This window comes from Sphingobacterium sp. UBA1498 (genome assembly GCF_002325125.1).
Taxonomy (GTDB): domain Bacteria; phylum Bacteroidota; class Bacteroidia; order Sphingobacteriales; family Sphingobacteriaceae; genus Sphingobacterium.
In genome coordinates this window covers 343,174-369,106 of sequence record NZ_DCRG01000004.1, presented here as the reverse complement: position 1 = coordinate 369,106, position 25,933 = coordinate 343,174, and the positions used below count along the sequence as shown (strand labels likewise).

Annotated in this window: 29 protein-coding genes; 20 read left to right on the top strand and 9 right to left on the bottom strand. The window is 39.3% G+C overall.

Annotated features, from left to right (window positions below; all coding sequences use genetic code 11):
* Positions 1-455: 455 nt before the first annotated feature.
* The 8 genes from surE to B3139_RS04425 all read left to right on the top strand — a co-directional run bounded on the left by surE (position 456) and on the right by B3139_RS04425 (position 8,736).
* Complete coding sequence (gene surE / locus B3139_RS04460; protein ID WP_293880363.1) at positions 456-1,256, top strand: 5'/3'-nucleotidase SurE; 801 nt, start codon at positions 456-458, stop codon at positions 1,254-1,256.
* Positions 1,246-1,506, top strand: coding sequence for a hypothetical protein (locus tag B3139_RS04455; RefSeq protein ID WP_293880213.1), 261 nt, complete (start codon positions 1,246-1,248; stop codon positions 1,504-1,506). The genes surE and B3139_RS04455 overlap by 11 nt, the downstream gene beginning before the upstream one ends.
* A gap of 46 nt (positions 1,507-1,552) precedes the next feature.
* The gene (locus B3139_RS04450; protein WP_293880211.1) at positions 1,553-2,422 is read left to right on the top strand and encodes a menaquinone biosynthesis family protein; all 870 of its coding nucleotides are present in this window, start codon (positions 1,553-1,555) and stop codon (positions 2,420-2,422) included.
* 256 nt (positions 2,423-2,678) lie between these two features.
* A complete protein-coding gene (gene secA, locus B3139_RS04445) occupies positions 2,679-5,966 on the top strand; it encodes a preprotein translocase subunit SecA (protein ID WP_293880209.1) in 3,288 nt (1,095 codons plus the stop codon).
* A gap of 20 nt (positions 5,967-5,986) precedes the next feature.
* On the top strand, positions 5,987-6,445 hold the full coding sequence (locus tag B3139_RS04440) for an SPOR domain-containing protein (protein WP_293880207.1): 459 nt from the start codon (positions 5,987-5,989) through the stop codon (positions 6,443-6,445).
* Between the two features lie 15 nt (positions 6,446-6,460).
* Complete coding sequence (locus tag B3139_RS04435) at positions 6,461-7,651, top strand: M20 metallopeptidase family protein (RefSeq protein WP_293880205.1); 1,191 nt, start codon at positions 6,461-6,463, stop codon at positions 7,649-7,651.
* A 9-nt stretch (positions 7,652-7,660) separates the two neighbouring features.
* Positions 7,661-8,239 (top strand): hypothetical protein, encoded by a 579-nt coding sequence (locus tag B3139_RS04430; RefSeq protein WP_293880203.1) that lies wholly within the window; start codon positions 7,661-7,663, stop codon positions 8,237-8,239.
* Positions 8,236-8,736, top strand: a complete 501-nt coding sequence (locus tag B3139_RS04425; RefSeq protein ID WP_293880201.1) for a GNAT family N-acetyltransferase — start codon at positions 8,236-8,238, stop codon at positions 8,734-8,736. Before B3139_RS04430 ends, B3139_RS04425 begins: the two co-directional genes overlap by 4 nt.
* Here B3139_RS04425 and B3139_RS04420 read toward each other — a convergent pair.
* Positions 8,733-10,037 (bottom strand): M20/M25/M40 family metallo-hydrolase, encoded by a 1,305-nt coding sequence (locus B3139_RS04420; protein ID WP_293880199.1) that lies wholly within the window; start codon positions 10,035-10,037, stop codon positions 8,733-8,735. The genes B3139_RS04425 and B3139_RS04420 overlap by 4 nt on opposite strands.
* Positions 10,038-10,135: 98 nt before the next feature.
* On the opposite strand from B3139_RS04420, the gene B3139_RS04415 reads away from it, so the two are divergent.
* The 3 genes from B3139_RS04415 to B3139_RS04405 are packed head-to-tail and all read left to right on the top strand — an operon-like array spanning position 10,136 to position 10,983.
* On the top strand, positions 10,136-10,450 hold the full coding sequence (locus B3139_RS04415) for a rhodanese-like domain-containing protein (protein ID WP_209577005.1): 315 nt from the start codon (positions 10,136-10,138) through the stop codon (positions 10,448-10,450).
* 1 nt (position 10,451) lies between these two features.
* The gene (locus tag B3139_RS04410; RefSeq protein ID WP_293880194.1) at positions 10,452-10,751 is read left to right on the top strand and encodes a hypothetical protein; all 300 of its coding nucleotides are present in this window, start codon (positions 10,452-10,454) and stop codon (positions 10,749-10,751) included.
* A gap of 1 nt (position 10,752) precedes the next feature.
* Positions 10,753-10,983, top strand: a complete 231-nt coding sequence (locus tag B3139_RS04405; RefSeq protein ID WP_293880192.1) for a DUF6358 family protein — start codon at positions 10,753-10,755, stop codon at positions 10,981-10,983.
* 35 nt (positions 10,984-11,018) lie between these two features.
* Here the strand turns inward: B3139_RS04405 and gcvT are convergent, their stop codons facing one another.
* The 5 genes from gcvT to B3139_RS04380 form a co-directional block, all read right to left on the bottom strand.
* Entirely contained in the window at positions 11,019-12,101 is a 1,083-nt protein-coding gene (gene gcvT / locus B3139_RS04400; RefSeq protein ID WP_293880190.1) for a glycine cleavage system aminomethyltransferase GcvT, read from the bottom strand.
* A gap of 182 nt (positions 12,102-12,283) precedes the next feature.
* The gene (locus tag B3139_RS04395) at positions 12,284-12,976 is read right to left on the bottom strand and encodes a pseudouridine synthase (protein WP_293880188.1); all 693 of its coding nucleotides are present in this window, start codon (positions 12,974-12,976) and stop codon (positions 12,284-12,286) included.
* Position 12,977: 1 nt separating this feature from the next.
* Positions 12,978-13,346: a DUF4359 domain-containing protein gene (locus B3139_RS04390; RefSeq protein WP_209577017.1), complete on the bottom strand. Its 369-nt coding sequence runs from the start codon at positions 13,344-13,346 to the stop codon at positions 12,978-12,980.
* Between the two features lie 138 nt (positions 13,347-13,484).
* Positions 13,485-13,976 carry a DUF4112 domain-containing protein gene (locus tag B3139_RS04385; protein ID WP_209577019.1) on the bottom strand — a complete coding sequence of 164 codons (492 nt, stop codon included), beginning with the start codon at positions 13,974-13,976 and terminating at the stop codon, positions 13,485-13,487.
* Positions 13,977-13,978: 2 nt separating this feature from the next.
* Positions 13,979-14,695, bottom strand: a complete 717-nt coding sequence (locus B3139_RS04380) for an SIMPL domain-containing protein (protein ID WP_209577021.1) — start codon at positions 14,693-14,695, stop codon at positions 13,979-13,981.
* Between the two features lie 162 nt (positions 14,696-14,857).
* Between B3139_RS04380 and B3139_RS04375 the strand changes: the two genes are divergently transcribed.
* Both B3139_RS04375 and B3139_RS04370 read left to right on the top strand, forming a co-directional pair.
* Positions 14,858-15,049, top strand: coding sequence for a cold-shock protein (locus B3139_RS04375; protein ID WP_209577023.1), 192 nt, complete (start codon positions 14,858-14,860; stop codon positions 15,047-15,049).
* A 171-nt stretch (positions 15,050-15,220) separates the two neighbouring features.
* The gene (locus B3139_RS04370; RefSeq protein ID WP_209577025.1) at positions 15,221-15,415 is read left to right on the top strand and encodes a quinol oxidase subunit 4; all 195 of its coding nucleotides are present in this window, start codon (positions 15,221-15,223) and stop codon (positions 15,413-15,415) included.
* 61 nt (positions 15,416-15,476) lie between these two features.
* Here B3139_RS04370 and B3139_RS04365 read toward each other — a convergent pair whose 3' ends face one another.
* From B3139_RS04365 to B3139_RS04355, 3 genes are all read right to left on the bottom strand, one after another.
* Entirely contained in the window at positions 15,477-16,004 is a 528-nt protein-coding gene (locus B3139_RS04365; RefSeq protein ID WP_209577027.1) for a DUF805 domain-containing protein, read from the bottom strand.
* Positions 16,005-16,168: 164 nt separating this feature from the next.
* On the bottom strand, positions 16,169-16,891 hold the full coding sequence (recO, locus tag B3139_RS04360) for a DNA repair protein RecO (protein ID WP_209577029.1): 723 nt from the start codon (positions 16,889-16,891) through the stop codon (positions 16,169-16,171).
* Positions 16,875-17,126: a signal peptidase gene (locus B3139_RS04355; protein WP_209577031.1), complete on the bottom strand. Its 252-nt coding sequence runs from the start codon at positions 17,124-17,126 to the stop codon at positions 16,875-16,877. The genes recO and B3139_RS04355 overlap by 17 nt, the downstream gene beginning before the upstream one ends.
* Before the next feature lie 217 nt (positions 17,127-17,343).
* Here B3139_RS04355 and rpmB point away from each other — a divergent pair, with 217 nt between their 5' ends.
* From rpmB to B3139_RS04320, 7 genes are all read left to right on the top strand, one after another.
* Entirely contained in the window at positions 17,344-17,577 is a 234-nt protein-coding gene (rpmB, locus tag B3139_RS04350) for a 50S ribosomal protein L28 (RefSeq protein ID WP_046672597.1), read from the top strand.
* Between the two features lie 75 nt (positions 17,578-17,652).
* Positions 17,653-17,835 (top strand): 50S ribosomal protein L33, encoded by a 183-nt coding sequence (gene rpmG, locus B3139_RS04345; RefSeq protein WP_002998409.1) that lies wholly within the window; start codon positions 17,653-17,655, stop codon positions 17,833-17,835.
* Between the two features lie 51 nt (positions 17,836-17,886).
* On the top strand, positions 17,887-18,048 hold the full coding sequence (locus B3139_RS04340) for a DUF4295 domain-containing protein (RefSeq protein WP_070562566.1): 162 nt from the start codon (positions 17,887-17,889) through the stop codon (positions 18,046-18,048).
* A 138-nt stretch (positions 18,049-18,186) separates the two neighbouring features.
* Positions 18,187-19,149, top strand: a complete 963-nt coding sequence (ftsY, locus tag B3139_RS04335; protein WP_293880131.1) for a signal recognition particle-docking protein FtsY — start codon at positions 18,187-18,189, stop codon at positions 19,147-19,149.
* Between the two features lie 18 nt (positions 19,150-19,167).
* Entirely contained in the window at positions 19,168-20,505 is a 1,338-nt protein-coding gene (rimO, locus tag B3139_RS04330) for a 30S ribosomal protein S12 methylthiotransferase RimO (protein ID WP_209577035.1), read from the top strand.
* 327 nt (positions 20,506-20,832) lie between these two features.
* Entirely contained in the window at positions 20,833-22,422 is a 1,590-nt protein-coding gene (gene bshC / locus B3139_RS04325; RefSeq protein ID WP_209577036.1) for a bacillithiol biosynthesis cysteine-adding enzyme BshC, read from the top strand.
* Positions 22,423-22,683: 261 nt separating this feature from the next.
* Positions 22,684-25,863, top strand: coding sequence for a TonB-dependent receptor (locus B3139_RS04320; protein ID WP_209577037.1), 3,180 nt, complete (start codon positions 22,684-22,686; stop codon positions 25,861-25,863).
* Positions 25,864-25,933: the final 70 nt, after the last annotated feature.

Below are 25,933 nucleotides of genomic sequence, written 5' to 3'. Positions count from 1 at the left end.
TTTCTTTGTTTGAATGCTAAATTTAAGGCTAATATTTATCAATAACGATACAATGTTACGCAAACGATGTCGTAGCACCGTTAGGTTTCAATTTTGCTCAGCATGCTCCTATTTAACTACCGGATGTCTGTCTAGCAACTTAATACCAATTCCTATACTAACAAGGAAATAACAGGGGGATTACAGGGGTTTAACAGGGGTATACCCCTGTTAAACCCCTGCTAAAACCCTGCTAAAACCCTGTAACGTGGATGTCATAGGGGTGTTAATGTCGAATTTGGTGTTAATTTGATAGGATGTTGGTCGTAATCGTATAGTTAAAAAGAATAATTGATGGTTGTATGAATATTATTTACATCTCGGTTTCAGATTTACTAACTTCGTAAATGGGAAAGAAGAACTATCGGAATAATGTCGATATGCGCTATGAACAGAAGAATAAAAATAATTTACATATGAAGCCCAATATTTTAGTTGTTAATGACGATGGTATCACAGCCCCAGGTATCAAGGTGTTGTTGGAGGAAATGCAGAAAATAGGAAATGTTGTCGTCGTTGCTCCAGATTCTGCACAATCTGGTATGGGGCACGCCATCACACTTGGCAGGCCGTTACGTTTAGATAAAATCAATTTATATGAAGGGGTTGAAATGTATCAGTGTTCAGGGACGCCGGTAGATTGTGTTAAGCTGGCTGTCAATAAAGTTTTCAAAGGTCAAAAGCCGGATATCTGTGTATCGGGCATTAATCATGGTCTCAATAATTCCATTAATGTTTTATATTCCGGCACCATGTCTGCTGCGGTAGAAGGAGCGATCGAAGGGATTCCTTCCATTGGCTTCTCGCTGGATAATTTTTCCCGTGATGCTGATTTTAGCCCTTGTAGGCCTTATGTGATATCTATTACTGAACAGGTACTGGCAAACGGCCTTCCTAAAAATACCCTGTTGAATGTCAATTTTCCACAAACTTCAAGTTTTAAAGGTATTAAAATTTGTAGGCAGGCTGGAGGGCATTGGGTCGAGGAGTTTGATGAACGTATTGATCCACATAATCGCGATTATTACTGGACAACGGGTAAATTTGTGTTGCAGGACAGGGGAGAAGATACCGATTGTTTTGCTTTAGCCAATGGCTATGTATCTGTTGTTCCTACACAGTTTGATATGACGGCGCATCATGCCATTCCTGAATTGAATTCGTGGAGTTTTGACCATCTTGAAGAAAAGAGTAGCAGTCGGAAACGTGAAAAATAATTTCTGGATAGGTTTGGGTATCGGTGCTGTATTTCCAGTATTGGCTCATATATTGGTACGTTTCACGGATCTTGCACTTCACTTTTTACCCGAGAAGCCTATGGCTATCTATACCATAGCCGTACTGATAAATTTAGTGCTATTACGTTTTGCTTATCGGTCGGAAAGCGATCATCTTGGAAAGGGAATTATTGCAAGTACTTTCTTGGCGATGATTATCTATCTGATAACGCATAAAATAACGGTTTGATTAAATCTGTAAAACTCATCGGATTGATGGGAAAAATTTGTACAACATGAAATTAACATTAGGATTTTCTCCATGCCCCAATGATACATTTATTTTTGATGCATTGATTCATCATAAGATAGATACTAAGGGATTGGATTTTGAAGTGGAATATCACGATGTGGAGACCTTAAACTTAAAAGCTTTTCAAGGCGAGCTTGATATTACCAAACTAAGTTATCATGCTTTTGCCTATGCTGTTGAGGACTATGAATTGCTCGATGCAGGGAGTGCTCTGGGCTTTGGTGTGGGGCCGATGCTAATTACGAAAGATCCAATGATGGCGAAATCACTTCAACAAAAATTGGAACGGGCAGAAAGCATGGAAGCATTCGATCAATTGAAAGTTGGCTATCCAGGAAAATATACAACGGCTAATTTTTTATTGAGCTTGGCTTTCCCCGAGTTGAAAAATAAAGTAGAACTGGTTTTTTCTGATATTGAAGGCGCCTTATTGGATGGTTCTATTGATTTAGGATTGATTATTCACGAAAATAGATTCACCTATGCGGAAAGAGGATTGCATAAAGTTGTCGATCTCGGGGACTATTGGGAGAAAACGACAAAATTTCCGATTCCTCTTGGCGGAATCGTCGTCAAACGTAGTCTACCGGAAGAAGTAAAAGATACATTGAATGCAATCTTGAAAGAAAGTGTGGAGTTTGCATTTGCCAACCCGAAGTCTGGTCTTGAGTTTATTCGCGCGCATGCACAGGAAATGAGTGAAGAGGTGATGTACAAGCATATCGAACTTTATGTCAATAAATATTCAGTAGCGTTAGATATTGAAGGACGTAACGCTATTACGAAAATGTTTGAAAAGGCTCAGGAGCTCGGTTTTATACCGCATTCGGAGAAGAAATTATTTTTGTCATAAGTTAGCTGCTACCAATGGTAGGTATATTGTGTTCAAAAAAGCATGTAAAAAGCACGAAACGAACACAAATATATGTTGGACTACTGTTAGATTTAGGGAACTGACATTTTCAATAAAAATAACGTAAAAAAAATGGGTCTAAGCTGTTAGATATCATATCTAATAACTAAATTTGCCCGATTAGTGTCAAATTGTCTGCAATTTTACTTTGGAGTCATTATTGTACAAAATCTTAAGTTGAGATAGAAAAAAAATTATGTTAAAGTTTTTAAGTAAATTATTTGGAAGTAAATCCGAGAGAGATATCAAGGGAATTCAGCCTGTGGTAGACCAAATCAAAGCTGAATATGAGAAGCTTTCAAATCTAACCAATGACGAGTTACGTGCCAAGACCGTTGATTTCAAAGAAAGAATTAAGAATTACCTAGCAGATATTGACCAAGAAATTGATTCGCTAAAGAAGGAAGCGGAACAAGATGAGGACGATATGGCAAAGAAAACTTCTATTTACGAGCAGGTGGACAAGCTGTCCAAAGACCGTGATAAGAAGTTGGAAGAGGTATTGAAGGATATTTTGCCAGAGGCATTTGCCGTGGTTAAAGAAACTTCCAGACGTTTGACGGAAAACGAAGAATTAGAAGTTACTGCCAACGATTTTGATAGAGAACTGGCTGTTTACAAACCAAATGTTATCATCAATGGTGATAAAGCGATTTGGAAAAATAAATGGATGGCAGCTGGTACTGAAGTCACTTGGAACATGGTTCATTACGATGTCCAATTGATTGGTGGTATTGTGTTACATAGCGGAAAAATCGCTGAGATGGCTACGGGAGAGGGGAAAACTTTGGTAGGAACATTACCAACTTATCTAAATGCTCTTTCTGGTCAAGGCGTGCACATCGTAACGGTGAACGATTACCTTGCTCGACGTGACTCTGAATGGAATGCTCCATTATTTGAATTCCATGGTTTATCGGTTGACTGTATCGATAAACATCAGCCAAATTCTCCACAACGTCGTAAGGCCTATCAATCGGATATCGTATATGGTACAAATAACGAGTTCGGTTTCGATTATCTACGTGATAATATGGTTCAGACTCCGGATGCATTGGTACAGGGAAAATTACACTTTGCTATGGTCGATGAGGTGGACTCCGTATTGATTGACGATGCGCGTACACCTTTGATTATCTCAGGTCCAATTCCACGTGGTGATCAACATGAGTTTTACCAATTGAAACCACGTATTGAGCGCTTGGTCCATGTTCAGAAAGCATATATCAATACCGTTTTGAATGATGCTAAAAAAGCATTGGCCGCCGGTGATTCTGATGTTGAAGGGGGCGGTTTAGCCCTATTGAGAGCTTATAGAGGTTTACCTAAAAATAAAGCTTTAATCAAATTCTTAAGTGAGGGTGGTAACCGTTCTATCTTACAAAAAGTAGAGAACTACTATATGCAGGAGCAAAATAAAAATATGCCTAAAGTAGATGCAGAACTTTATTTTGTAATAGACGAAAAGAACAATCAAGTAGAATTGACAGAGAAAGGTATCGAGTTGATTACAGCAACTGGAGAGGATCCTTCATTCTTTATTTTACCTGATGTTGGTACTGAGATTGCTGAAATTGAAAAATCTTCTTTGACTTTGGAAGAAAAGGCAGCTCAGAAAGAGGATATGTTGCGCGATTATTCGATTAAAGCGGAACGTATTCACTCGATCAACCAGCTGTTAAAAGCTTATACTTTGTTTGAAAATGATGTTGAATATATCGTTGATGAAGGTAAAGTGAAAATTGTTGACGAGCAAACAGGCCGTATTATGGATGGCCGTCGTTACTCGGATGGTTTGCACCAGGCGATCGAAGCGAAGGAAAATGTGAAAGTAGAAGATGCTACACAAACTTACGCTACGATTACATTGCAAAACTATTTCCGCATGTACCACAAGCTTTCGGGTATGACTGGTACGGCATCAACGGAGGCCGGTGAGCTTTGGGAAATTTACAAACTTGATGTAGTAGAAATTCCAACCAATCGTGTGGCTCAACGCGATGACCGTCAAGATTTGATTTATCGTACAGCACGTGAAAAATACAATGCAGTAGCCGAAGAAATTCAACGATTGACAGATGCAGGACGTCCAGTATTGGTCGGTACGACATCTGTGGAGATTTCGGAGTTGTTAAGTCGTATGCTACAACTGCGTAAGATCAAACATAATGTTTTGAATGCGAAGTTACACCAAAAAGAAGCTGATATCGTTGCTGAAGCAGGACGTCCTGGACAGGTGACTATCGCTACAAATATGGCTGGTCGTGGTACGGATATTAAATTAACAGAGGAAGTTAAAAAGGCTGGTGGTCTTGCGATTATCGGTACTGAAAGACACGAATCTCGTCGTGTTGACCGTCAGTTACGTGGTCGTGCGGGTCGTCAAGGAGATCCGGGTTCATCGCAATTCTTTGTTTCACTTGAAGACAACTTGATGCGTTTGTTTGCTTCCGAGCGGATTTCTAACATCATGGTGAAAATGGGCGTCGAAGAGGGCGAAGTGATGCAACATAGTATGTTGACCAAATCCATCGAGCGTGCGCAACGTAAAGTGGAAGAGAATAACTTCGGGATCCGTAAACGCCTATTGGAGTATGACGATGTCATGAATTCACAACGTACCGTCATCTATTCAAAACGGAAAAACGCCCTGTTTGGAGAGCGTTTAGATGTGGATTTGAATAATATGATTTTTGACGTTGCTGAAGAAATTGTTGTTGAAGCGAAAGAGCAGGGTAACTACGAAGATTTTCAAATTGAAGTAATCCGTATTTTTGCAATCACACCAGAAATTACCGCAGAAGAATTTGCTCAAGGTAAAATTGAAGCCTTGACCGAACGTCTTTTCGAGCATGCACTCGATGCTTATCATCATAAAATTGAAGCCGTTGGTGCTTTGACAGTGCCTGTTCTGAATAATGTATATGCAGAAAGAGGTCAAATTGTCGAAAACGTTGTCATTCCATTTACCGATGGTATCCGTGGCATTCAGGTTTCGGCCAATTTGAAAAAAGCGATCGAAAGCAACGGTAAAGAAGTTTTTAAGTCTTTTGAAAAAGGGATTGTTTTGGCCTTAATCGACGAGGCTTGGAAAGAGCACTTGCGTGAAATGGATGATTTGAAACAATCCGTTCAGAACGCTGTTTACGAACAGAAAGATCCGATTATCATTTATAAAATGGAGGCATTTGATTTGTTTAAAGCAATGTTGGCTTCCATGAATAAAGATGTGGTAAGCTTTATTTTCAAAGGGGAGATTCCTGGTCAAGAGCCGACTTCAATGCAAGCGAGACAGGTACAGCAGGCTCCAGTGAAAACTATTGAAACAAAAGCGGAGTTGACTTCACCTACAGGTGTCAGTGAAGAAGATGTGAACGATGGACCAAAAGAACCTGTTCGCAATGAAAATACGGTTGGACGCAATGACGAATGTCCTTGTGGTTCGGGAAAAAAATATAAAAATTGCCACGGCGCAAATAACTAATCGATAAGAAAGGTTAAACTATGCTGAAGAGAGGATTGATTTTCGTACATGTACTTGTGTTGTTTTCTGTTGTTCAAGTGAACGCGCAGGAAAAAGGTGGAGTAATTGTAACCAAAGATACGTTGATTACACAGCTTCAAAATTTCAGGGCAGCTATGGGAATCAATCCTGTCGAAAGCAAAGCGACAGCAGTGCCTTCTAAGCCCATTGTCCGATCTGCGGCATCGCGGGTCAAAGTAAGAGGCTTCCGCGTCCAGATATTTGCTGGATCGAGCAGGAATCAAGCGTTTTCGGAGCAGACACGTTTCCGAAACATGTATAAAGATATTGATACTTATATCACCTATGATGAACCCAATTATCGCGTCAAGGTAGGCGATTTTAGAAGTCGATCGGAGGCAAACGCCTTCATGCGCGAATTACGTCAGTATTTTAGCAACGTCTTTGTATTTTCGGAGAACGTTTTTGTCTATCAATAAATCAATCAACCTTTTATGGCAAGTACGAAAGAAAAAGTCCTGGCCCTAGCTCATCAATATTTTGAAGATACGGTTTCCAATCGTAGACATCTTCATCAGAATCCTGAACTTTCCTTTGAAGAATACAATACCTCGGCCTTTGTAAAATCGCAGCTGGATCAATTGGGAATTCCCTATGAGACTAAAGCAGATACGGGGATTGTCGCTTTAATCACGGGTAACCTATCTTCCAATGAAGTAATTGCATTGCGTGCAGATATGGATGCTTTACCCATTCAAGAAGTGGAGGGGCGTTCATATGCATCCAAAAACCCAGGAGTAATGCATGCCTGTGGCCATGATGTACATACATCTTCTCTTTTGGGGACAGCTAAAATATTGCATAGCCTAAAAGCTGAATTTGGAGGAACCATCAAATTGATCTTCCAACCCGGCGAGGAGCGCCTACCAGGCGGTGCCTCTTTAATGATAAAAGAAGGGGCGTTACAAGATCCTGCTCCATCGGCAATTATAGGACAGCATGTAATGCCTTTTATAGAAGTGGGAAAAGTTGGATTCCGTGAAGGTAAATATATGGCTTCATGCGACGAACTATTTATGACTGTAAAAGGAAGAGGTGGACACGGAGCTCACCCACATCAGAATATCGATCCCATTGTGATCACAGCTCAGATTATTACCGCTTTGCAACAGGTAGCCAGTCGCTTTGCAGACCCGCGTACACCAACGGTATTATCTTTTGGAAAGATAATAGCTAATGGGGCTACAAATATTATCCCCGATCAGGTTTATTTGGAAGGTACATTTCGCACATTTGACGAGAAATGGCGGGCTGAAGCCCACGAAAGAATGGTGAAAATTGCTGTTGGAATCGCCGAAAGCATGGGGGCGACCTGTGAATTTGAAGTTCGTAAAGGATATCCCTTTCTAATCAATGAGCCTGAACTCACTAAAAGTGCGCGTGCTTTTGCAGAGGAATATCTTGGAAAAGAAAACGTTGTTGACTTGGATCTGTGGCCTGCGGCGGAAGATTTTTCGTATTATTCGCAGGAAATCGACGCTTGTTTTTATCGTTTGGGTACAGGTAATGCGGCACGAGGGATATCTTCTGCTGTACATACGCCCACATTTGACGTGGATGAGGCTTCCTTGGAGATTAGCACGGGATTAATGGCTTACATCACCTTGCGTCGGCTCGGATATTAAATTCATCCCATGTCATCGCACCATATTGTCCGAGAAAATCAGGAACCGGCATTACTGATTGAAGATCTTTTCCTTATTGATGAAGAGGATCTGGGCCAGCTGTTGGAATGGAGCCCAACCATTGTAATCGAAGAAAGAACAATGGATTTACTGGATGCACGAGGGTATAAGTTCGATATTGTTTTTACAAAAAATGCCATTGATGCGTCTCAGGAGAACCTGAAGGTGATTTCTTATGATGTTGCTTTTCTAAAAGCTGCGATCGAATACCTTATAGCACATCAATATAAAGCGGTAAATATCGTTTCGGATCAGTTGGATTTAGGCTATTATCGGGCCTATCTTGAGCAAATCAATATTGTCCTTTTTTCCAACGGCTTTCGTTATTATTTTGTGACAACAGGGTTTACCAAATGGAAGGCAGAAGGCGAGCGAATTTTGATAGTTAGCGCTGATAAGGACGAAGATATTAAGTATACGGGATTGACTAAGATAAACGATAAGGAATACGAAATGGAAAATGATGGCTTATTTACTCTTGAATTTTCCGATGTAAAATACATTTTAATAGGAGAGAAGATCACATGATAACAATCGAACTGGCGGAGCAAAGTGATATCAGAAGGATTTCCAATATGGCTTTTATCATTTGGCCGCTTACTTATGGTCAAGTACTTTCGCAAGATCAAATAGACTTTATGCTGGAAAAAAATTATACGGTAGAAGCACTTGCGGAAAGTATGGTCAATGGTCAGTTTTTTTATGTATTGAAGGAAGATGGTATTGGGCAAGGATTTATTGCGTTGAGGACGCTCGAAGATCGCGTACGTATCGAAAAACTCTACTTGATGCCTGATGTACAGGGTAAAGGGTTCGGAAAAGCACTGATAGACTTCGCTTCAGAAAAAACAGTCTTAAAAGGCAGAGGTATTCTTGAACTGAATGTCAACAGGAATAACCCTGCTTATCATTTTTATTTGAAGCAGGGCTTTAAAGTGGTTCAAACTGTCGATATTCCTTATTATGACTATGTACTAAACGACTATGTTATGCAAAAGGAAGTCAAAGCGACGGCTGTTTCTTAATCCTTTAGTTTTTCGACTCGGGAAGGAGTTTGCCTGCCTTCTACAATTCCTGAGGCACCTATCGCGATAGCCTCAATACTGGAAATGATATTTTGAACATTTAGCGTAGATACTTCATCTTTTACGGTGTGATAGTATTCATCCTTGTCCATTTGGGAGGTTGAGAACGAATGTGCCGGGACCCCTTTGGCCGCTAGCACTGCATTGTCACTTCGGTAAAACAGATTCTGTTTAGTATAAGGATCGGGGTAGAATTTAAAGGTCGTATTTTTCAGATTCTCCTGCATCAATTCGCCCAGATTGGACTGATCGTATCCGGTAATGTACACTGTATTAGGACCGAATTTCGAATCTTTTCCAATCATTTCCATATTGATCATGGCCATTACTTGATCGGCATCAATGTGGTTGGAAAAATATTTTGAGCCATACATGCCCAGTTCTTCTGCGGTAAAGGCAACGAAAATAAGAGTTCTTTCATTCTTATTCTGCTTTTTGTAATAATCTGCTAGGGTCAGCATTGCTGTCACGCCAGAGGCATCATCATCTGCTCCATTGGCAATCGAATCTTGACCAACAGCCGGAAGAATACCAATATGGTCGTAATGCCCCGAAAAGATGACGTATTCGTTGGGCTTACTTTTTCCAGGAATAATGCCCGCCACGTTGAACAGTGGAAATTTTTGATGTGCCCTTTTAATTTGAATTTTATAGGTTGTCGGGATTTCCTTTGTCAGGAGATAGACAATTGAAGGTTTCTGTACAGTAGGATCTTCGAGAAATTTAGGAGTGTTAAGCATTTGACCAAAACGGACAAAATAGTTTTCAAAAGAGGGATCTACCAATACAAGTGTATTTTCTTTGGACAAAGAATGTTCTCTAAATACTTTCGAAAAATCATCACCCGATTTTATTTTCACAATAGTTATATCGCTTTTATTATCCCATTCCAAATCCATCTGGTGGCCAAGTGAAATAATATGATCTACAGGAATAATCTGGTTATTTACCGTTGCAGATTTGCTCACTGGAGAGATTTTATCTAGTTCAAAAGATTGTCTATAGCTTTGTTCCGCATAGGGTGTGAGACCTATTCTTTTCATCTCGCCGGCAATAAAATCTGCTGCTTTTTCAATGTCTTTGGTGAGCGCAGACCTACCACGCATATCGTCAGCAGCCAAGGTAGTGAGTATACGGCTAACATCTTGGCGTTCCTGGTTGGAAATAACCTGTTGTCCATAGGTAATTGCCGAAATTGCCAGCAAAGATAAGGACAAAATAATTTTAGGTATTGAATTCATATAAAGCTTAGTAATATCTGCATGAAGATAAGGAAAATTCTATAAGTGGACAGAGGGCGGAAAAAATGTAGTATATTTGACTATTAAATTGTTTGAAAATGAAAGAAGTATCTGTAGAAGAATTAAAGAATAAAATCGATAACAACGAGGATTTTCAATTGATTGATGTTCGCGAACCGTTTGAATATGAAGTATCAAATCTCAATGGATTGAATATACCCCTTTCGGGCATATTGATCGAGGCGGATAAGATCGCAAAGGATAAGCCAGTTATCGTACAATGCCGTTCAGGAAAACGTTCTGCGCAGGCAATCATGTTATTGGAACAACAGGGGTTTGACAACCTGGCAAATCTAAAAGGCGGTATACTGGCTTGGAAAGAGGAGATCGATCCCGAATTAGACGTTTATTAAGATGAAGAATTTAGAGCATCAGACTAAACAAGCTTTCCTGTTTAGTCTTGCTTTTTATATCGTCGCTATGTTGGCGCGAATAGTTAACCTTGGTATTTTCCCTATGCTAGGGAGCCTTTCGATCTTATTATCGCTGTTATGGGTAATTTTGGTTCTACGGGAAATCATGCTTTCAAGAACGATCTCCAATACTGAAAGGATGGTTATGGCTTTGACGATTGTTTTATTGAATGTTGTTGGTGGGGCATTCTATTTCTTTGGTGGATGGAGAGAACGGGTATTAGGAGTAATAAAAAAATAATATGTTAAAGTATTTTTTTCTAAATATAGTTTTAAGTTTAGCCATTGTATTTTTAATCTACAGTGGTTTTGAAGGGTATAAGGCCGGCAACATGCTGGTAACAGGATTGTCTATCGCCTTTTTGGTCGTATTGATCTATCTGCGTGTGGTTTTGAGCAAAAGAGTTCGGTCGCTTATTCAACAAAAGGAGAGCGGTAAACAACAGCCGGCTACAAAGCAAAAGAAAAAGTAAAAAAAAGAAGCCTGCGTCAAGCAGGCTTCTTTTTTTTACTTCACAAATGGTGGTTTTGTTACTTTTGCTTTGATTTTTTGATTACGGATCAGAATGAAGATTTCACTACCATCTTTTGAAAAAGCTGTATCCACATAACCCAATCCAATTGATTTTTTTAATGTTGGTGATTGCGTTCCCGAAGTCACACGTCCAATTACATTTCCTTCGGCATCGACAATTTCGTAATCATGACGTGGAATACCCCTATCAATCATTTCGAAACCAACAAGCTTTTTCTTCAAACCAGCCTCTTTCTCCGCTTTGAGTGCTTTAGCGTTCACAAAGTCTTTTGTAAACTTCGTTACCCACCCCAAGCCACCTTCTAAGGGCGATGTATTATCATCGATATCATTTCCATATAGACAGAAGCCCATTTCTAAGCGTAGGGTATCGCGGGCACCCAAACCAATTGGTTTGATTCCATAAGGCTTACCCGCCTCAAAAATAGCGTCCCAAACTTTCTGAGCATCTTCATTGGCCACATAGATTTCAAAACCACCAGCGCCAGTATATCCTGTTGCAGAGACCAAAACATTCTCTACACCCGCAAATGTACCTTTTGCAAAAGTGTAATATTCCATGGGAGCTAATTCGATATCCGTAAGCGATTGAAGTGCATCAGCAGCCTTAGGGCCTTGAACAGCAAATAAGGAAGTTTGATCTGAGATATTTTTCATCTCTACACCATCCGTATTATACTTTGATATCCAGTTCCAATCTTTTTCAATATTCGATGCGTTTACAACCAAAAAATACGTTTTATCGTCTATACGGTAAGTTAGGAAGTCATCAACTACACCGCCAGTTTCATTTGGGATATAAGCATATTGAACTTTGCCATCGTATAATTTTGACACATCATTGGAAGAGATTTTTTGAAGTAGGTCCAGGGCTTTTTCACCTTTTAGGATGAATTCACCCATATGGCTTACATCAAAAACTCCTACACCTGTACGAACTGTTTCGTGCTCATCATTAATGCCCGTATATTGTACCGGCATGTTGAAGCCTGCAAAGGGAACCATTTTTGCTCCTAAAGCAATGTGCGTCTCCGAAAGGGCAGTATTTTTTAACATAAAAATTAAGTTTTAGTCAGCTGCAAATTTAATAAAATATACGTGATTCCTCACTGTGAATCTATTTTAGAACAATCGATTTAATTGTTGACTTTAAGGGAATAGACGGTCGGTGATCATCTAGACAATCCCAGAAGCTGCGGTAATGCTAGATATACGGATAAAGGCTTCTAAAATTAGCTTTAGCATCTGTCATTGAGGTTTAATATTTCCAATACCCTGATGAAATCGGGTTGTAGGGGCGCTTTGATATGAACGTCTTCGCCCGATAAAGGATGTCTAAAGGTCAGCTCCGAGGCATGCAACAGCATGGTATCCATTTGGTACGTATCTTTCCAAAACTTGTTTTGCTTATTGCATCCATGCGGACGATCGCCAATAATAGGATGGAAGATATGCGCAAAATGGCGACGCAACTGATGCATACGTCCCGTAATGGGATTGGCCTCAACGAGACTATATCGCGATGTCGGAAATTTTCCCCAAGGAACGGACAGCTCACTTTGAGCAAGCAAACGAAAAGATGTCTGTGCTTCCTGAGTTGTACCATCGTCTCTTTTCAAGGGATAATCAATCAGACCTTCTGCTGGCGCGAAGCCCCTCAGGACGGCGAGGTATTTTTTGTCTACCTTACGCTCCTGAAAACTTTTTTGTAAATATTGGTCAGTCTCCTTATTGAGGGAAAATAGCAGTATGCCCCCGGTCTTCCTGTCCAAACGATGTGCAGGATAAACTGTTTTCCCTAACTGATCCCGAAGTAGCTGTAGCGCAAATTCTGAGGCATCGCGCGCGATAGAAGACCGGTGTACCAATAGTCCATGCGGTTTATTGATGGCAACGATGGATTCGTCTTCGTAAAGTATTTCTAAAGGCATATTAGATCTTTTTGAGCGCTGCAATAATTTCGTCTGCTTTTTCATCAATTTTTGGACTCAGCCAAATATATTTGAAAGCTCCTCCACCGATGATCTGTTCGGTACCTTGCCATTTGATTTTTGTCAAGGAAAATAAATAGTAGTTGTCTACCACGACTGAGGTTTGAATGAATTTATCGACAATATCATTACCAAAGAGCTGCATCCCCAATCCGAAGAACTGCTGATCTTTTGCGTGAAGCTGGCTTTTCAACAGCTGTTCAGCTTTAGCCCGTACAATCTTTTCGTGTTCTTCTTTGCTTGGGTTAGTCAAAATAGCGGTCAACATGACGGCGATTAGAATCAGTGCAAATATTCTTTTTTTACTCATTTTAAAATCGGGATTAAGTTTTTGACAGCATACGAGATGACTATCGACATCAAAATTATTAAATAGATATTGGATATATGCAATTGTTTCCCCAGAAAGGAATCCGTTTTTGCTGGAATGTGTTAAGAATAGCAGTTTCTAGCCGCCATTAAGAAGTGAGAAAGCCCAAGAAAAAAAGGTCCAAATAAGATATAATGTAACCGAGATGAGGAGCAAAAAAACAATTAGTATACTGATGATGATTCCAATGCCCGATCCGGTATGTTTTCCTTCGTAATAGTGTTGTCTGAGTAATTTGATGTTCTTTTCGTTGGCCTTGCTAAAAAAATCGAGCAAGTTTCCGAGAAGTGGAATGCTACCAAGAATCGCATCCAGCGAGATGTTTAAAAGCATCCGTATAACGAGCTTGGGGCTGGCGCCGTTACGCCACATGGCAAGTACAAGGATTAAAGATGTACCAAAGCCTGCTATCGCACCGCCTAGGGGAATAAGATTTAACAGCGGATCTAGGCCAAACCGAAAACCTCCAATTTTAAACTGATTATCCATTAACCAAGATATTCGGTCTATCCAACCGAAATCTTGGTCAATTTGTTTTAATTTATCTGCTGGAGTTTTCTCTCGGTGCATGATTACAATAATTCGAACGAAGCGCTGATCTCACTTGTTACTTTCATCGGTCTGATATTTAAGTCAAGTCCGCCACTGCCAGCACTATCTGCAGCTTGCTCCATCGCACCTTTATACATCGCATTGCGCATCATTGGCTGAACGCCAAAGATAATCTGCTGCGGTGTTTCAGACAATACAATAGCCTTTCCGATTTTTTGCCCTGCTGCTTCTGCTAAAATCTGTGCATTAACTTTGGCATCCAATACTGCTTTGGTTTTTAAGCTTTTTTCCAGTTCTTTTTTCTTCGAGTAATCGTACTCACTGATATAAGTACTTTGGATACCCGCTTTGTCTACGCCATCGAGTAATTGATCCAAATTATTCAAGTTGGTTACCTTAATACGATACTGTCTAGAAAGCAGAATATCGGTGTCTTTTTTCTTTTTGTCCGGTACATTGTAGCTCCAGATGTTTTGGATGGTAAAATCTTCTTTTTTGACACCAGCTTTTGTTGCCGAATCAAACAGATCTTTTTCTAATTTGTCTATTGCCGCTTTTTTCTTGGTGTTACCGTTTTCATAAAACTCTTTTAGCGTCACATCAATATAGATGATGTCGGGAGTTACTTCCTCTTCTGCACGTCCCACCGTGGATACAAACTCTTTATTAACCATTTGTTGCGCATTTAATTGAGTCATAAAACCTAAAAAGGCCAGTCCTAACACTATTTTTTTCATATTTTTTGTCTTAAAGTTTTTCTAATAATACGATTGCTATTACTGCATTGCTACAAGATTGGAGCCAAAGTTGATGAAAAAGTTTAACGGGTAAAAAAAATAAAAAGGTTAAAATTTTTGATTTTATTTCTATACCTTTAGGGAAATTAATAATATAGTGCCATGCAAGAAGGTAAAGTAAAATTCTTTAATGAAACCAAAGGTTTCGGTTTCATCATCCCTAACTCCGGCGAGAGCGAAATTTTTGTTCACGTTTCGGGATTAGTAGACAAAGTTCGTGAGAATGATAGTGTATCTTACGAAGTTGAACAAGGCCGTAAAGGTCTTAATGCGGTAAATGTAAGAGTTATCTAATTAGATTGAAGATATATTTATTGTGAAAAGGCCTATGCGAACAGCATAGGCTTTTTTATTTTTTAGCAGATATTGTTTAGGGTTTTTGTAGCAAAAAAATGAGACTGAGGCTTTGATAATTGAGTTTGGACTGATAATTGTTTATAAAGCACTTAAATTTTCAATTTAAAAATGAAGCGTACTTTAGCATTAGTTCTTTCTGCGGTCATCATGATTTCGATGTCGGCATGTTATTCAACACACCATAGTCACGGTCATGGACGTGGACCGAAAAAAATGCCTCCTGGGCAAGCAAAAAAATACTATGGAGAACGATCTGCACGGGAATTTGCTCCCGGGCAGCAAAAGAAAAAGCATAGACATTAGCAACACAGCATAAAAAAAGCTTCCACATTCCTGTGAAAGCTTTTTTATAAGGTTTTAGAATCTAAGCGAAGGGATCTTTGTCGGGTGCCGGCGGTGTTGGATTTGAAGGCTGCGAACTTCCAATTTGTGAACTTCCAAATGGATCTTGCGTACGAGCAGAACCAAATGGATCTTGGCTTTGATTAAAAGGATGGTTTGAAGCATTTTCAACAGCCTTAGGATCTGGTCCATATTGATTCGGACCTTTATCACCCTCTAGAATTTCTAAGTAAAGTAAATATAGACTTCCAACAAACGGAATTAAGGAAACCAGGATAAACCAACCCGATTTATTTGTGTCATGAAGTCTTCTTACAGTAACGGCTATCGCAGGAATCAATAACGCTAAATACGCTAGCCCCATGATACCGTAAAACAAACTCGCTAAAGTATCGCTTACAACCGACAAAATACCGCCAACGATACCGAGTGCAAAAAATAAAACAAATACAGCTAGAACGAACATCCAATATTCTTTTCGACGGGCTCTACCCTCAAAATTTGCATAGTTGTCTCGAACAACTTTTAAAAAGGCTTCTTTAAGTTCCATATTATTAATACTTTTTTTGGTGAAAATTATGTTAGTAAACTACATGTTATTTCAGCTTTGTTACAATAAATGTACCAATAATTTATCCAAGAGATCAATTATTGTAGACAAGTCGATAGCTAGCTGGAGTCTATATGCTAAATATTCAGTTAAATCGTACACTCTTATCGAAAAATCTCTTCGAGAATGTAGAGCGATTTTATTTCTTTAAAATTTGTACGGTGCAAGCGATAGAAATCAAGTACTTTCTCCAACAAAAATTGTCTATCTGAGCTGCTCATCTTAATTCGATCGCAATTTGAATATTCGGAATCAATTAAATTTCTAAAAATTGACGTATGTGGTTCTTGTAAAACAAGCGGATGTTCGGGGAGACTATCTGAAAAGGTTGCTTCGTGAAGATTGAAATAGGGGAGTACTTGTTTAGATTTGGCCGGATAGAACCCAAGGAAGCGTGTGAGTTTTATTAAAAAGACGAGATGAAAATTGGCCAGGTTTGAATGACTTTGATCCAGCCAAAGTATGGATTGATGAATAAATTCAAAAAGGTAGCTATCATGTTCTTGTTCCTTCAGTATTTTATAAAGTATTTCATTCAGAAAAAGGGCCAGCGAACTTTTGACGATATCGTAAGGTATTTCTTGCAGTGCAGGTGCTTGACGTGCTTCGGAGATCCGCTGTAGCGAACCATTATCTTTATGTGTGGCGACTATTTCCAATAAATGTAAAGGTTGGAGAATATTGGCCTTGATTTTTGCTTTAGGCTTCCTTGCTCCGGTAATAAGATAAGATTGCATGCCAAAATGTTCGGTATATAGCTGGGTAACGAGGCTACTTTCCGAATAGTTTGTTGTTTTTAAAACTACAGCTCTAGTTTTGTTCAGCATTCCCTTCTTTATCTTTTTTATGTCCTTCCCCGCGCATCTCAATAAGGGCATCTCGGTCTACCTTACGAATCATGCGATAGATTAAAGTCAGGAAGCCGACACTAAATACAATGACTCCAATCAGCATAGCGAGCTTATACCAGTTGGAACGTTGTTCCATGAGATAATATCCCCCTATCACCAGTACGACGCCGATGATTATTTCTCTTATACCCTTGCGAAGATATTTGTTCATAAATGTGAATTGTTGAAAACTATTTTTCTTTACAGAGCAAATATAATACAATAAAATCCTTTATTTTTGTCGATACCCATCCTATGTAGAACTATTTTTAAAAATAATTCCAATCATCTTGTTGCTTATCTAAAAAAAAATATAGATATTTGCAAACTCTTTGCAGAGAGTGCAAAGTATTAACATATTGTAATAAAGACAACAAAAAAATAATATCATGTCAAGAATTTGTGATTTAACAGGCAAAGCGGCGTTAACAGGGAATAACGTTTCTCACTCAAACGTTAAAACTAAACGTAAATTCTATCCAAATTTACAAACTAAACGTTTTTACATTCCAGAAGAAGATCGTTGGATTACGTTGAAAGTATCTACTTCTGCTATCAAGACTATCAACAAGAACGGGATTACAGCAGCGATCAATAAATTTATCGTTAAAGGCTCAATCTAATTGATTGTCGCGCCTGTTACATTAAGATTATTCATGAAATTTCAATCCTAATAGGATTCAAAATAAAGTAAAACAATGGCTAAAAAAGGAAATAGAGTACAAGTTATCTTAGAATGTACTGAACACAAAGAAAGTGGTCTTCCGGGAATGTCTCGTTACATCACTACTAAAAACAAAAAGAACACAACTGAGCGTTTAGAGTTGAAAAAATTCAACCCAGTATTGAGAAAAGTTACTGTTCATAAAGAAATTAAGTAAGTCACATATCTTGGCACTTGAAAGAGATGCTAAGTAAAATATTAATATACCATGGCAAAGAAAGCAGTTGCATCGTTACAAAAAGGTGGCGGTAAAGAATTTACAAAGGTTATTATTACTACTAAATCTGCAAAAACTGGCGCGTATACTTTCAAAGAAGGTATGGTTCACAACGATAAAGTGAAAGACGTAGTTGCAGCAGCTCAAAAATAACGAGTAGTATTTTCCTTTTTTAAAGTTTTTCTTTAAAAAGAATTCGATAAAAATAGCCGTTTTGGTATCCTACCGAAAGGGCTTTTTTTGTTGAGGACATTTGTTTATATTTGGACATCAATTTTCACTACACATTCCATGGGATTATTTGATTTTTTTAAGAAAAAACCACAAACACAAGAAGAAGAACAGGCCTTAGATAAGGGTTTGGAAAAAACAAAAGAAGGCTTTCTATCCAAGATTACAAAAGCTGTAGTTGGTAAGTCAACTGTGGATGACGATGTATTGGATAATCTGGAAGAAGTTTTGGTTACTTCTGATGTGGGGGTTACGACGACTTTAAAAATCATTGATCGCATACAAGCCCGTGTTGCCCGAGATAAGTACATTTCCACTTCGGAGCTAAATAATCTCTTGAAGGAGGAAATTCAAACGTTACTGGCAGAAAACAATAGCGCTGATTTCGAACATTTCAATTATGGTGAGCATAAGCCCTATGTTATTATGGTTGTGGGTGTTAATGGGGTTGGTAAAACAACAACTATTGGCAAACTGGCTCATCAGCTGAAGCAAGCTGGCAGCAAAGTTGTATTGGGTGCTGCGGATACCTTTCGTGCTGCAGCCGTTGATCAACTTAAATTATGGGGCGAGCGTGTTGGCGTTCGTGTTGTCGCTCAAGCCATGGGTTCAGACCCCGCTTCAGTGGCTTATGATACCGTAAAATCCGCTGTCGCTAATGGTGAAGATGTCTGTATCATAGATACGGCAGGGCGGTTGCACAATAAGGTTGGCTTAATGAATGAGCTGACTAAGATCAAAAATGTTATGCAAAAGGTTGTTCCGGGGGCTCCACATGAAATCTTATTGGTTTTGGATGCGTCGACAGGACAAAATGCCATTGAGCAGTGTACACAATTTACGCAGGCAACAGATGTGAATGCCTTAGCATTAACGAAGCTCGATGGAACAGCTAAGGGTGGTGTAGTTATCGGTATATCCGATCAATTTAAGATCCCCGTGAAATATATTGGTGTAGGAGAGAAAATTGGTGATCTTCAGTTGTTTAACAAAAAGGAATTTGTAGACTCCCTTTTTAAATAGAGTCTGCCTTCTAATCATATGAAGACAAAATACGCGAAACCAGCGCCTTTGATCGATAAACCACGTGTCAACGTGGTGACTTTGGGCTGTTCGAAAAATATTCACGATAGTGAAGTTCTGATGGGCCAGTTGAAAGGCAATCAGATGGAAGTTGTTCATGAAGCATCCAATATACAGGCGAATGATATTGTCGTGATCAATACCTGCGGTTTTATTGATAATGCGAAACAGGAATCAATTGATGCCATCTTGCAATATTCAGATCTAAAAGAACAGGGAAAAATCAATAAAGTGATCGTTACTGGCTGTCTTTCAGAACGGTATAAACCAGAGTTGCAGTCTGAAATCCCCAATGTTGATGCTTTTTTCGGTACGAACGATTTGCCGGATCTATTGACGTCCATTGGTGCCGATTATCGGCACGAATTGCTCGGTGAGCGACTATTGACAACACCTTCTCATTTTTCTTATTTTAAAATTGCCGAGGGGTGTAATCGCCCATGTTCTTTCTGCGCAATTCCTTTAATGCGTGGTAAGCATGTTTCCAAATCCATTGAAGATCTTGTGAAAGAAGCTAAATTCCTTGCTTCGAACGGTACCAAAGAATTGATTTTAATAGCGCAGGATCTAACTTATTATGGCCTCGACATCTATGGAAAGCGTAATCTTTCTGATCTCATGCGTCATTTATCTGATGTCGATGGTATCGAATGGATCCGACTGCAGTATGCCTATCCTTCGGGGTTTCCAATGGATATTTTGGACGCCATGAATGAACGTTCAAATATCTGTAATTACTTAGATATGCCACTGCAACATATATCTGATCCGATGTTGAAGTCTATGCGCAGAGGTACAACAAAACAGAAGCAGATTGATCTTGTCCATGCAATACGTGACAAAGTTCCGGATATCGCCTTGCGTACAACATTAATTTGTGGTTATCCAGGTGAAACTGAACAGGACTTTCAGGAGATGTTAGACTGGGTTGAAGAGACTCGTTTTGACAGGTTAGGTTGTTTTACTTATTCTCACGAAGAAAAAACACACGCACATACTTTGGAGGATAATGTACCTCAGGAAGTAAAAGAGGAGCGTGTCGAAGCGATTATGGAGTTGCAGCAAGGGATTTCGTATGATATCAATCAGTCTAAGGTTGGTCATACCTATAAAGTGCTGGTTGATCGTATAGATGGTGATTACTTTATTGGCCGCACAGAATACGACTCCCCAGAGGTTGACAATGAGGTCTTGATTCCTGCTGCAGATTCTTATGCACGTATTGGTGATTTTGTTCAGGTAAAAATTGACCGTGCCGAAGATTTCGATCTATATGGGCAGATTGTAAGGAAATAGTTTTATTAGCTTATATTTGATATTAAAACAAATGGGTCTCCTTTGAATAAAAGGGAGACCCATTTGTTTTTCACGGCAATTGTCAGTAAAATGATATAATTTAAAAGCAGCACAGGCTTTTTGTGAAAATTCAGTATTTTGTCGGGGCAAACTCGATACATTTGTACGCATACAATCCCGATTTAAAACGCTATATAGCTGTTTAAAATCAGGGTCATGACAGCCTGTTGGCACTATTGGGACGATAAAGAGAACCTGCTATTTCAGGTTACTTTAGGAGATTTTCTTTATCGATTGACAATAACAAAAGATTAACACAATTTGCAGATGAAGGCAACTTATATTGAATATAGTGAAACAAATAGTTTCTCCAAGACTTTATTGGCTTATTTAGCACATGATGAAACATTAAAACCTTTTGTTGGAAATTGGCCTACCTGGGCTGGTTTTGAAAAGCAACTGGACGAAAAGAGGCCATTTGAATACAGGAAGATTCTCGTTGAACGCCTTCAAAAGCAATATGGCGAGCTATTAGAGAATTCTCCTAATGTGGCTGCCAATATAGAACTGTTGCTCGACCAGAATTCCTATACGATCACTACGGGGCATCAGCTCAATATTTTTACTGGACCCTTGTATTTCATTTTTAAAATCATGACAGCGATACGTTTGTCAGAAGATTTGAAGGAGAAACATCCCGATAAAAATTTTATTCCAGTCTATTGGATGGCGACTGAAGATCATGATTTTGAAGAAATCAATCATACCAAAGTCTTTGGGAAGAAAATCAGTTGGGATACCCCGGCTGTTTCTGCTACCGGAAGAATGGATACAACGACGATTGTTGACGCCGTGAAGCAGTATACAAATATTTTAGGGCTTTCAGAAAACTCTACTCGGCTTACACGCATTGTGGAAGAAGCCTACCTAAACCACAATCGTTTAGCAGATGCAACCCGATATATGGTCAATGAGCTGTTTAAGTCATACGGTCTTTTGATTATTGATGCGGATGATCGGGAATTGAAGGAACTGTTTAAGCCGATTATTAAGGAAGATATCTTCTCTGAAAATAGCTTTAAGGCAATAACTTCTCGATCGGAGGAGTTGGAGTCACAAGGTTTTTCTACTCAAGTACATGCACGTGAAATTAATTTCTTTTATTTAACGGATGAATTTAGAGAACGCCTAGTGCTAACTGCTGACGGTCGATACGAAGTATTGCATCAGAATATTTATTTTACAAAGGCGGAGCTGGAGCAGGAAATCGAGCATTATCCCGAGCGTTTCAGTCCCAATGTGGTTATGCGGCCGATGTATCAAGAAATTATACTTCCTAATCTTGCTTACATTGGCGGTGGGGCCGAAATGGTCTATTGGATGCAATTAAAGTCTAACTTTGACCAATATCAGATCGATTTTCCAATTTTGATACCACGCAATTCTGCGATGATAACAGACGATAAAATAGCGGCTAAATTATTTCGCGTTGATCTTACGTTTAAGAGTATCTTTCGTTCAGCAGATGTGCTGAAGAAGGAATATGTACGGCGCCATACCAAAGAACGTCTGAATCTCAATGACGAATGGATGGAGCTGAATGCCATTTTTGGTAAGATAAAGTTGCGAACCCATAAAATTGATCCAAGTTTAGGACCGAGTACAGAGGCGGTAAAAGCACGGTTAAAAAAAGCGATCAATAATTTAGAAAAAAAACTGTTGAAAGCCGAGAAACGAAATCACCAACATGCTTTAACCGACATCGATCATGTTAAGGAAAAACTCTTTCCGGGCGGAGGACTGCAGGAAAGATCTGAGAATTTCGCTTTACTTTACATTAAACATGGTGATAACCTCTTTAAGGATCTTTACAAATATTTTAATCCTTTGGATTTTAAGTTTACGATTTTGTATTAGGAAGTCAGCTTCGGCTGACTTTTTTCTGAAGTGTTTTTATGTTATTGGCGACAAAGAACCTTCCATTTAATTTCTGTTGGTATTTGCGTGATAAGGAAGGTTTTACTGCACGTTCCGATAGCACTTTATTTGTTGGAAAACTGATTGCATTCTAGGTATACATCCTTTAAAATGTTTTGTTTATAATTTCATAATATTTCGTTTAGTTTCTGTTAATAGTTTCAGTTTAGTTTTGCTTTCATTATAAAAATCAACAACTAAATGAAAGAATTTCTACTCACAACTTGTGCTGTTGCGCTTGGGACCGGTCTTTATGCCCAAACGACGCAAGCAGGGTTTTCCGGAAAGATCACAGACGAGCACAACAAAGGGGTTCATGGTGCTTCAATTGAAGTGCGTAATGAATCAACAGGCTTTACAACGAAGACATCCACCAATGCAAATGGCGATTTCAACTTTAAGGAATTACCTTTAGGTGGTCCATATACAATTAAAGTCACTTATATAGGATATGGGGAACAGGTTCGTTCGGGATTTAATTTAAATCAAGGCGATATTGTCCGCCTGATCATTCCTATCCAAAATACGTCAAATGTATTAGAAACGGTTGAATTAACAGGAATAAGTACGCTAAAGAATAAAATCGAGAACCTAGGTGCTGCTACCGCGGTTACAGCAAAAGATATAGCGAAATTGCCTGTCAACGGTCGCAATTTTACTTCGTTGATGGATCTATCTCCTTTAAGCAAGGGAGATAATATAGGAGGCCAGCTGGGGTCATCTACCAATTTTACCATTGATGGTATGAATGCCAAAAATCCGACTTCTGCAGGTTCGACAACCAGCCGTAGTGGCGCTCCTTTCTCCATTTCAATAGAAGCCGTTCGTGAATTTAAAGTGGTTACCAATCAGTATGATGTGACTTATGGAAGAGCTGGAGGGGGAACAGTGAGTGCGGTGACTAAACAGGGGACAAATCAAACGCACGGAAGTGCATGGCTTTATTCGAGGGCGGATTGGTTATCCAGTCCATACGATATTAGAGGGAATAAACGGAGTAATGATTTTTCAACGTATCAATATGGGTTTACATTAGGCGGTCCGATCATTAAAGACAAATTGCATTATTTTGTAGCTTGGGATCATCAGCGCGATGCCCGCCCCTTGATTATTGCCGATATCAATTCTGAAGCCGATGAGAAGAGATTTAATGTGACAAACTCGACCTTGGATGAGTTTGTCTCTATGGGACGTAAAAAATACGGATTGGGGAATGAGCGTCAATACGGCGCATTTGATAAGAAGCGAGGGTCTGATGCGATTTTTGGACGAATTGACTGGCAGATCAATGAAAATAACCTATTGACGGTCCGAAATAACTTCACAAGTGACAACAATAAGTTGGGCTTGCAGGATAATAAACCAATAACCTTGTATGAGTCTTATGGGAATGACAAAAACATTGATAATAGTCTATTGGCAACTTTGCGTACGACCATTTCCCCTAAGGTAACTAATGAATTGAAAGTACAGCATCTCTATACATATCAGAAAAGTAGTCCGGGAGATCTTTTACCAAGTCAAAATATTCCCCGTGCAATTGTAGAAGATGCAGTCTCAAAAGTAGCTGGAGAAGATAAAAAGACCACATTGCAATTGGGTGGACATCGTTTTGCGCAGGAATCATTTAAAAACAATGTATTTCAGCTCGTTGATAATATTTATTATAGTACCGACAATATCAATTATACCTTCGGTGTCGATTTGATGTATACCCATGCAAACTCCATTTATGGAAGTGAGGTTAATGGTCGCTTTCACTTTAGACCGAGTGATGGAAAGACGGCCATGCAAAACTTTGACGACATGAAGCCATATGCTTACTATCGTGAGGTTCCTTTGGTAAGTGACCCAGCTGTGGCCGGTAAGATATTTAATGCCGGTGTATATGGGCAATTACAAACGAAGTTGGCGCAGGGATTGGATCTAGTTGCTGGCCTAAGGTTGGATTACGGACATTATCCGACTTCTCCACTAAACGAAGAATTGCTGAAAGAAGTGGGTATTCGTACAGATCATAAGTTAAAATCCTTTGTGGTACAGCCTCGTTTCCAGATGACTTGGGATGTTAATGAAGAGCGAAAGGACTTTTTCCGGGTAGGAGCAGGTGTCTTCGCGTCTGATATTAACAATTATATGACCATCAACAATTTGACTTTCGATGGGAAGCATTTTGCGACGGTGGATGTTCGTGGAAGTGATGTGCCCGCACCTGATTTTGTGGGGTATAGAAAAGATCCGTCAAAAACACCAACCTTAGCACAATTTCAGGTGCCTACGATCAATACCTATGGACCTGATGCTAAAATTCCAGTAGTATACAAGGCCAATGTATCTTATACACATTTCTTTACTGAAAAGTTGAAAGCGAGTCTTTCAGGGTATATGAATTTAGGGCGTAACAACTACATGTATGTGGATCGTAACATGGTTCAGGATCCGTTTTTCAGATTGACGAATGAAGATAATCGTGGTGTGTTTGTTCCCGCAGCATCGATTGTTGACGGAGCACCGGATTGGAAAAAAGGACGGATTTCCAATAAATTCGGACGTGTACTGGAATTAAACTCTGAAGGAAAAGTGAATCAGTTTGCGGTTGTATTGGATGCAAGTTATCAATATTTCAAAGATGGATCTATATCCGTGAGCTATACCTGGAATGATGCCAAAGACAATACTTCTTTCAACGGAAACGTGGCGAATACAGCGACCTTATCGTTGGCTGTGAAAGACGATCCGCGCGATCTGAGCAAGATGAGTTATTCGAATAATCAGTTCCGCAACAAGATTGTAATCTATGGTACCTTGCCAACATTCTATGGCGTTAGTGTGGGGGTACGTTACTCAGGTATTGGTGGTACACGATATAGTTTATTGGCCGGAGGAAATATCAATGGAGACTTTGTGGCGGGAGACAATGATCTGGCCTTTCTCTTTGATCCCAACAGTCCCAATACGTCAAAACAGTTGATTACAGGGCTGAATAATTTGTTGAATAATCCAGAAGCGAGTCAAAGCCTTAAAGATTATATCAAAAAATATGAAGGAAAAATAGCCGAACGTAATGGTGGCGTAAATGGTTTTTACGGTTTAATTGACCTGAGAATTGCGAAAAAATTCAGTTTATATAAAAACCACGCATTGGAGATATCGGGCGATCTTTTCAACGTTGCCAATTTATTCAAAAAGACTTGGGGCGTCAATGAGTCTTTGGGTAATCAAAATCTATATGCTTTGGGCGGAAAGGACGCCGCCGGAGAGAAATTGATTCCTTTTGACGTTACGAAGCAACAGTTTAATTATAATGTAAACAACTCTGGTATCGTATCACCTTCGGGTAACCCGTATCAATTCCAATTGGGATTAAGGTATTCGTTCTAAAAGAATGAAAAATAGGGAACACTATGTTTTAAAAATAAAACGCACCTAGGGGCCGCTGATTGCTCCTAAG